We start from the raw sequence: 6938 nt of genomic DNA on the forward strand, positions 1-6938 counted from the left end.
CGATCGGCATGCAGAAGAACGACGGAATGAACTACGCCCCGAAGGGGAAGCCCAACCCGGTGGTCAAGCCCGGAGAATTCGTCATCGCGGCCGTCGCGCTCGACCACGGCCATATTTACGGCATGGTGAACGGCTTGCTGGAAGCGGGCGCTACGCTGAAGTGGGTATACGATCGCGACCCCGCCAGAGCGGAGGCCTTCAAGAGCAAGTACCCTCAAGCGAAGATAGCTTCTTCCGAGAAGGAAGTTCTCGAGGATCCGGAAGTACGCTTGGTGGCCGGCGCCGCGATAACGTCCGAACGCTGCGCGTTAGGCTTGCGGGCGATGGACGCGGGCAAGGATTATTTTACGGACAAGGCGCCGTTCACGACCCTGGAGCAATTGGCGGCGGCTCGCGCCAAGGTCCGCGAAACGGGCAAAAAGTACATGGTCTATTACAGCGAGAGGCTGCATGTCGAATCGGCCGTTTACGCCGGTCAGCTTATCGAGCAAGGGGCCATCGGCCGGGTCGTTCAAGTGACGGGCTTCGGCCCGCACCGATTGAATGCGCCGTCGCGGCCGGAGTGGTTCTTCCGGAAGGAGCATTACGGAGGGATCATCTGCGACATCGGCAGCCATCAGATCGAGCAGTTTCTCTTCTACGCCGGATGCAAGAACGCAAAGGTGCTGCACAGCAAGATCGCGAACTACAGCTGCCCCGAATATCCGGAGCTTGACGACTTCGGCGATGCCGCGTTGTTAGGGGATAACGGCGCGACGAACTACTTCCGGGTGGACTGGCTCACCCCTGATGGGTTAGGCGTCTGGGGAGACGGGCGCACGGTCATCTTGGGAACGGAAGGGTACGTCGAGCTGAGAAAGTATATCGATATCGGTCGGGAGAGCTCCGGCAATCACGTGTACCTGGTCAATCAAGAGGGAGAATTCCACTATCAGGTGAGCGGACAGATCGGGTATCCCTTCTTCGGAGAGCTTATTCTGGATTGCTTGAACCGGACCGAGAACGCGATGACGCAGGATCACGCATTCCTGGCGGCGGAGCTGTGTCTCAAAGCTCAAGCGATGGCTATTAAAATTAGTTAGAATTAATAGGATGATTATGGCGTAGTCCCGACGATCCGTGCGGTTGTCGGGGCTTTCTATCGGGGGGTATATCCATGGGTATCCTTTATTATCTTACTTTTGCTTCCGCAATCGGATCGGGGCTGCTGGCCGGCATCTTTTTCGCTTTCTCGACCTTTGTAATGACCGCGTTATCCCGCCTGCCGGCAGAACAGAGCATTTCTGCCATGCAGACTATCAATACCGATATCGTACGATCCCTGTTCATCGCGGTTTTCATGGGCGCAACCGTTCTGAGCGTCATTTTGGGAATAGCTTCATTCTTCAAGATAGGATCTCCTAGCTCCGCCTATGTGCTTGCGGGCAGTGTGCTCCTATTCGTTGGCGCCTTTCTGGTTACGGTCGTCTTTAATGTGCCTCTCAACGATACTCTGGCCGTTGCCGATCCAAGGAGCCCGAATGGAGCGCGGGCGTGGCAAGACTACCTGAACGGGTGGATGCCGTGGAATCATGTTCGTACGCTTACTTCAATCGCCGCTCTGGTTTGTTTTATCGTCGCTATTCGCAAGTGGTGAGAACGCAAAGCGCAAGCTGCCCGGAAGGGACGGCCTGCGCTTCCTTTTTATCAGATCTCTTGCAAGGTGGGCCGAAGCGTAATCTCGTTTACGGCGGCATCGTCGGGTTCGTTGATGGCGAAGGCGACCGCCCTGGCGACGCTGTCGGGCGATAGAGCCAGTCCGCTTCCCGGAGTCGCGACATTTTGGTATTCGGGCGGAAGCGCGCCGATCGCCGTCTCCGTCGCCACCATTCCCGGGGAGATGTTGGTGGCCCGAATGCGGGAGGCTGCCGATTCTTCCTGGCGCAGGCCTTCGGTGATCGCCCGGACGGCATGCTTGGTCGCGCTGTACACGGCCGTTACGGGAACGACTTTGTGCCCCATTAGCGAAGATACGTTGATGATATGCCCCGATTGCTGCTCCCTCATCGCGGGCAGCACCGCGGCGATGCCGTACAGAACCCCCTTGATGTTCACGTCGATCATGCGCTCCCAATCGTCGACCTTCCGTTCGTTCAGCAAGGAGTTGGGCATAATGCCGGCATTGTTGATCAGCACGTCAATCCGTCCGTACTGTTGCAAGGCGGCCTGCGCTACTTCTTGGATCTCTTGTCGCGAGCTTACGTCGGCCGTCCGGAAAATCGCTTCTCCGCCGTCCCGTTCGATTTCGCCGGCAAGAGCTTGCAGCCGATCTTCCTTTCTTCCGGTCAATACGAGCTTAGCCCCGTGACGGGCCAGCAGTCTCGCGATCGCTTCCCCGATTCCGCCGGTCGCTCCGGTCAATACAACCACTTTCGATTTTATATTTTCCATAGGTCATCGTCTCCCGAATGATTAATTGAAGAGTGTTATCTAGAGCGTTGCGCAACGCTTGTTGTATATTTAACGTCCGTTGATTATGATTATATAGAGCGACGGAGAGGAATCAATCGTTAATCCGCGCGGATCCGTATCATATACGACACTCATTCGCAAATTGTCGATAAATGCTAGGAGGCGACCTGTCCATGGAGGTCAAAGTCAAGAATGATCGTCGCATTACAAGGACGAAGGAGGCTATCAACCGGGCATTCCTGGATCTATTCGCCAAGAAGGAATTCGAGCGGATCACCATCAACGAAATTGCCGATCAGGCGAACGTCAACCGTGCGACCGTTTACCTTCATTACGCGGACAAGTACGACCTGCTCGAAAAATGCATCGAGGATCATCTGAATCAAATGGTCGCGGCTTGTTCTCTGAATAAGTCCTTCCAACAAAAAATAACGGATCTATCCGAAGCTGCGGAGGCGCTGAAGTTTCTGTTCGTTTATTTCGAGAACCATTTTCTATTTTTCTCTTCCATGCTCTCCAGTCAGCAAACGACCGCGTTTCGCGAATGCATGCTGGGAATTACGAAGGATTTGATCCGGAAGCAGATGAATATGGAGGGAGTTAACCGAGACATGGACGCGGAAGTCGCGATTCAGTTCACGGCTTCCGCTTTCGTCGGAACGGTGGAGTGGTGGATCGCGAACCGGATGCCGCATTCGCCTTCCTATATGGGGGAACAAGCCATGAGGCTGTTCAAGCGGCACGACATTTATTGCGCGGAAGTCTGACGTTGCTGATCGTACGTCCGCGAATCGCGATGGTTTCTCATGTCCGTTAACGTCGGAAGACGGTTACCGGATGTACTCATATCCGTTCACCTTCAACACGATCTTCCCGCGACCATGACGGCTCTCGATAGCCCGATGAGCATCGGCCGCGCGCTCCAGAGGGAACACCTGCCGGATATGAAGGCTAAGCTTGCCTTGTACATGAAGTTCTGCCAGCTCCGCAAGGCGGGCGGCCGTGCGTTCGCCTCGGACAATGCGGAGCCCCAGCTCCTCGATGCGATCGTACGCGTAGAAGGTGCAGATCCGGCTCTTGTCCGCGACGAGTTCGACGGCCGCCTCAAGCCCTTCGCCTCCGGCCGTATCGAATGCGCAGTCGATTCCGTCCGGGGCGAGCCTCCGGAGCCGATCCGCCAATCCTTCCTCGTACGTGATCGGTTCGGCTCCTAGCGATCGGATATAATCGTGGTTATACTCGCTCCCCGTGCCGATCACTTTCCCCGCGCCCCACTCTCTCGCGAGCTGGACGGCGATGGAGCCTAGCGATCCCGCCGCGCCGTTGATCAGGACGGTATCGCCGGGGCCGACGCCTATCGCCTTAAAGGCGATGTGAGCTCCCTGGCCGTTGCCGGTCAGCCCGCCGGCCGCTTCCCAAGACATGCTCCGCGGCTTCGGGGCGATCTGATCCGCGCCGACGACCACGTATTCGGCATAACTATTTAGTATGGAGAAGCCAAGCACCTCGCTGCCGACCGGGAAGCCGGTTACGCCCTCCCCGACCTCGTCGACGATGCCCGCGAATTCGTTCCCCGGAATCTGAGGGAACGACACCGTTACTCCATAAGACGGAGTCCAGCCGCTCCGAATCGAACAGTCATAATGCTGGACTCCGGCCGCCATCACGCGAACGCGGACTTGCCCCGGACCCGCGTGCGGCTCCGGGAGCTCCATCGCTCTCAACACTTCCGGCCCTCCGAACTTCGTAAACGCCGCAGCTCTCATTTGATTTTCCCCCTTGGTTTTCGTAGGCTTCCTTCTACTTGATCAGCTTCATTTTATAACCGATAATCAATATATAAAAATACATCTTGCCACATAAGATATATTCCTTTGAGTATATAAGGAGGGTGACGATGGAGCTTCTGCAGCTGCACTATTTTCGCACGGTTGCCCGGTTGGAACATATGTCGAAGGCGGCGCTGGAGCTAAGAATCGCGCAGCCCGCGCTGAGCAAGACGATCGCCCGGCTGGAGAAGGACGTGGGGGTGCCTCTCTTCGACAGGGAAGGCAGGCAAATTCGGCTGAATACGTTCGGCAAGGCGTTTCTGCAGAAAGTGGAGGGGGCGCTGAACCTGCTGGAAGAAGGGCAGAGGGAAGTGGCCGATCTCGCGGGCTTGGAGCAGGGAAGCATTCACTTGGCGACGCCGACGCTGGAACGGTTGTCCGAGCCTCTCAACGCCTTCGTCGGTCTTTATCCGAACGTGAATTTCCGCATCACGCAAGCTTCCATGAACGAGATGACTCGCCTTATCGAATCTGGAGAGGTGGATATTTGCTTTACTCCTTGCGCGTTGAAGAGACCGGATTTCAGCTCGAAGTCCGTCTTGAACGAGGAGGTTTATTTGGCCGTCCCTCCCGGGCACCGGTTATCGGCAAGGCGGAGCGTCAGCTTATACGAAGTGGCGAACGAGTCGTTTATCGGTTACAAAGAAGGCTTTCATTTTCAGGTCATGAACGAGGGGTTCCTTCGCGCTGCCGGTCTGTCGCCTAACTTCATCTGCAGAGTGGACGACGCGCCGTCCATCGCCAAGCTTGTCTCCGCGGGACTCGGCGTCGCGCTCGTCGGCAATTGCGGAGGGCCCAAAACCCCGCTGCATCTGTTGTCCATCGCCGATCCGGTCTGCGAGCGCCATTTTCAACTCGTTTGGAATAACAAGCGTTATCTCTCCAAGGCCGCTCATCGGTTTATCGATTATGTCGTCCGGTTTTTTGAAGTCGCTTAAAAGGGGAAAACGGAGGCGGTGATCAGCGAATGGCCATCGAGATCAAAGAGATTCTATCGAAGAAAATCCTGAGCGAAGCGACGGGCTACTTGGATGTCGGGTTCACCCACTCCTTGAATCCATATAGCGGCTGCGCGTTCGCCTGCAAGTACTGCTACGTCAGGGAGATGCCGATTCAACGGTTCCGGGAGGTTCCGTGGGGCGAGTGGGTGGACGTCAAAACGAACGCGGCTGAGAATTATCGGAATGAAGTCGCGGCCCTTCGCCGCAAAGGCAAGCCGGTGAATCTCTTTATGTCGTCCGCGACCGACCCCTATCAACCGATCGAACGCAAGGCGGAAATCACGAGGGCGATCCTTCAAGCCATGACGGAGAATCCGCCGGATTTTCTGCAAGTCCAAACGCGAAGCCCGCTGGTCTCGAGGGACATCGATCTGCTGGCGAAGCTTAAAGAGCAATGCGAAGTGCTCGTGTCCATGACGGTAGAAACGGATCGCGAGGACGTGAAGCGGATCTTCGCTCCGACTGCTCCGGGAATCCAATTGAGGTTGAAGGCGATGAAGGAAGTCCGCGATGCGGGGATCGCCACCCAAGCCGCGATTTCCCCCGTATTGCCGTTTACGCCGGACTTTCCCAAGCTCTTGGACGGAGCGGCGGACCGAATCTGGATCGATACGTTGAGCATTGGAGACGGGATGATGGGCAAGCGCTCCGCTCGCCTTGGAATGCCAGGTTTATTCAAAGAGAACGAGCTGTCGGACTGGTACGAGCCGAACATTCACCTCAAGGTGGAGAAGTACTTCAAGCGGTTTTTCCCGGACGGAACGGTTTACGTCTCCAAGGAGGAGGCTTATCCGCCCGGCGGGAAGGAGAGATGACGCAGAGTGTCGAAGATGAGAATGCAATCGTATCTTCTATAATGCGCAAGAGGGGAAGCGAGAGTCGATGGAGACGGTTATGCGGCATACGGTTCCGGGCAAGGAGAAAGCGGTGGCCTTCACGTTCGACGATGGGCCGAATGCCGTTTATACCCCGCAAATAATGGAGATTTTCGGCAAGGCGGGGGGCAAAGCGACGTTCTTTATGATAGGTTCGAAAATAGAGGAAAATGAGGAGACCGCTCGGGCCGTCCATGCCCAGGGCCACGAAATCGGGAATCACACCTACTCGCATCCTCGGCTGACCGAACAGACCTTGGAGGAAGCCCGCGAGGAACTGAGTCGGACGGACGAGAGGATTCGGGAGGTAACCGGCCTTCCGGTACGAACGTTCCGACCGCCGTATTTTGCCTGCGATGATCGGATCCTTAGACTTGCGTCCGAATTCGGTTACGTAAGCATCGGAGCCTGCAATCCGGATACCCGGGACTGGGAGCAGCCGGGCGTCGACTATATCCTCGAGAGGACCAGACCGACCGTGGGACCGGGGGCGATTTTCCTGTTCCATGACGGGAACGGGGATCGCTCTCAAACCGTGGAAGCCGTACGGATTCTGGTCGAGGAGCTCTCGGCCGAGGGTTACCGGTTCGTTACCGTCAGCGAGCTGCTGGCGATGGCGGATTGATATTGGAGGAAGGGGAGGCAGCCTTGGCGGGTTGTCTCCGTTTTTTAGATTATAGATGATTTTTCATGTCTATTTTCGCGGCAGGGTCCGGAAAACGATGTTAAACATGAAATTTCATGTTTAATCGTCAAAGATTAGTAGAGTCCATATAATTGTG

General features: G+C 56.2%; 8 protein-coding genes. 6 read left to right on the top strand and 2 right to left on the bottom strand.

Annotated features, from left to right (window positions below; translation table 11 throughout):
• Positions 1–8: 8 nt before the first annotated feature.
• Complete coding sequence (locus H7B67_RS04785) at positions 9–1082, top strand: Gfo/Idh/MocA family protein (protein WP_185118657.1); 1074 nt, start codon at positions 9–11, stop codon at positions 1080–1082.
• 74 nt (positions 1083–1156) lie between these two features.
• Positions 1157–1636, top strand: coding sequence for an anthrone oxygenase family protein (locus tag H7B67_RS04790; protein WP_185118658.1), 480 nt, complete (start codon positions 1157–1159; stop codon positions 1634–1636).
• A 50-nt stretch (positions 1637–1686) separates the two neighbouring features.
• On the opposite strand, the gene H7B67_RS04795 is transcribed toward H7B67_RS04790, so the two are convergent.
• Complete coding sequence (locus H7B67_RS04795; protein ID WP_185118659.1) at positions 1687–2430, bottom strand: SDR family oxidoreductase; 744 nt, start codon at positions 2428–2430, stop codon at positions 1687–1689.
• Between the two features lie 194 nt (positions 2431–2624).
• On the opposite strand from H7B67_RS04795, the gene H7B67_RS04800 reads away from it, so the two are divergent.
• Positions 2625–3218 carry a TetR/AcrR family transcriptional regulator gene (locus H7B67_RS04800; protein ID WP_185118660.1) on the top strand — a complete coding sequence of 198 codons (594 nt, stop codon included), beginning with the start codon at positions 2625–2627 and terminating at the stop codon, positions 3216–3218.
• A 63-nt stretch (positions 3219–3281) separates the two neighbouring features.
• Here the strand turns inward: H7B67_RS04800 and H7B67_RS04805 are convergent, their stop codons facing one another.
• Entirely contained in the window at positions 3282–4217 is a 936-nt protein-coding gene (locus H7B67_RS04805) for an NADP-dependent oxidoreductase (RefSeq protein WP_185118661.1), read from the bottom strand.
• Positions 4218–4348: 131 nt separating this feature from the next.
• Here H7B67_RS04805 and H7B67_RS04810 point away from each other — a divergent pair, with 131 nt between their 5' ends.
• From H7B67_RS04810 to H7B67_RS04820, 3 genes are all read left to right on the top strand, one after another.
• Entirely contained in the window at positions 4349–5218 is an 870-nt protein-coding gene (locus H7B67_RS04810) for a LysR family transcriptional regulator (RefSeq protein WP_185118662.1), read from the top strand.
• A 29-nt stretch (positions 5219–5247) separates the two neighbouring features.
• Complete coding sequence (locus tag H7B67_RS04815; protein WP_185118663.1) at positions 5248–6096, top strand: SPL family radical SAM protein; 849 nt, start codon at positions 5248–5250, stop codon at positions 6094–6096.
• A gap of 67 nt (positions 6097–6163) precedes the next feature.
• Positions 6164–6781 (top strand): polysaccharide deacetylase family protein, encoded by a 618-nt coding sequence (locus H7B67_RS04820; RefSeq protein ID WP_245364088.1) that lies wholly within the window; start codon positions 6164–6166, stop codon positions 6779–6781.
• Positions 6782–6938 lie beyond the last annotated feature (157 nt).

The sequence above is a fragment of the Cohnella thailandensis genome (genome assembly GCF_014212135.1).
Classification (GTDB): Bacteria; Bacillota; Bacilli; order Paenibacillales; family Paenibacillaceae; genus Cohnella; species Cohnella thailandensis.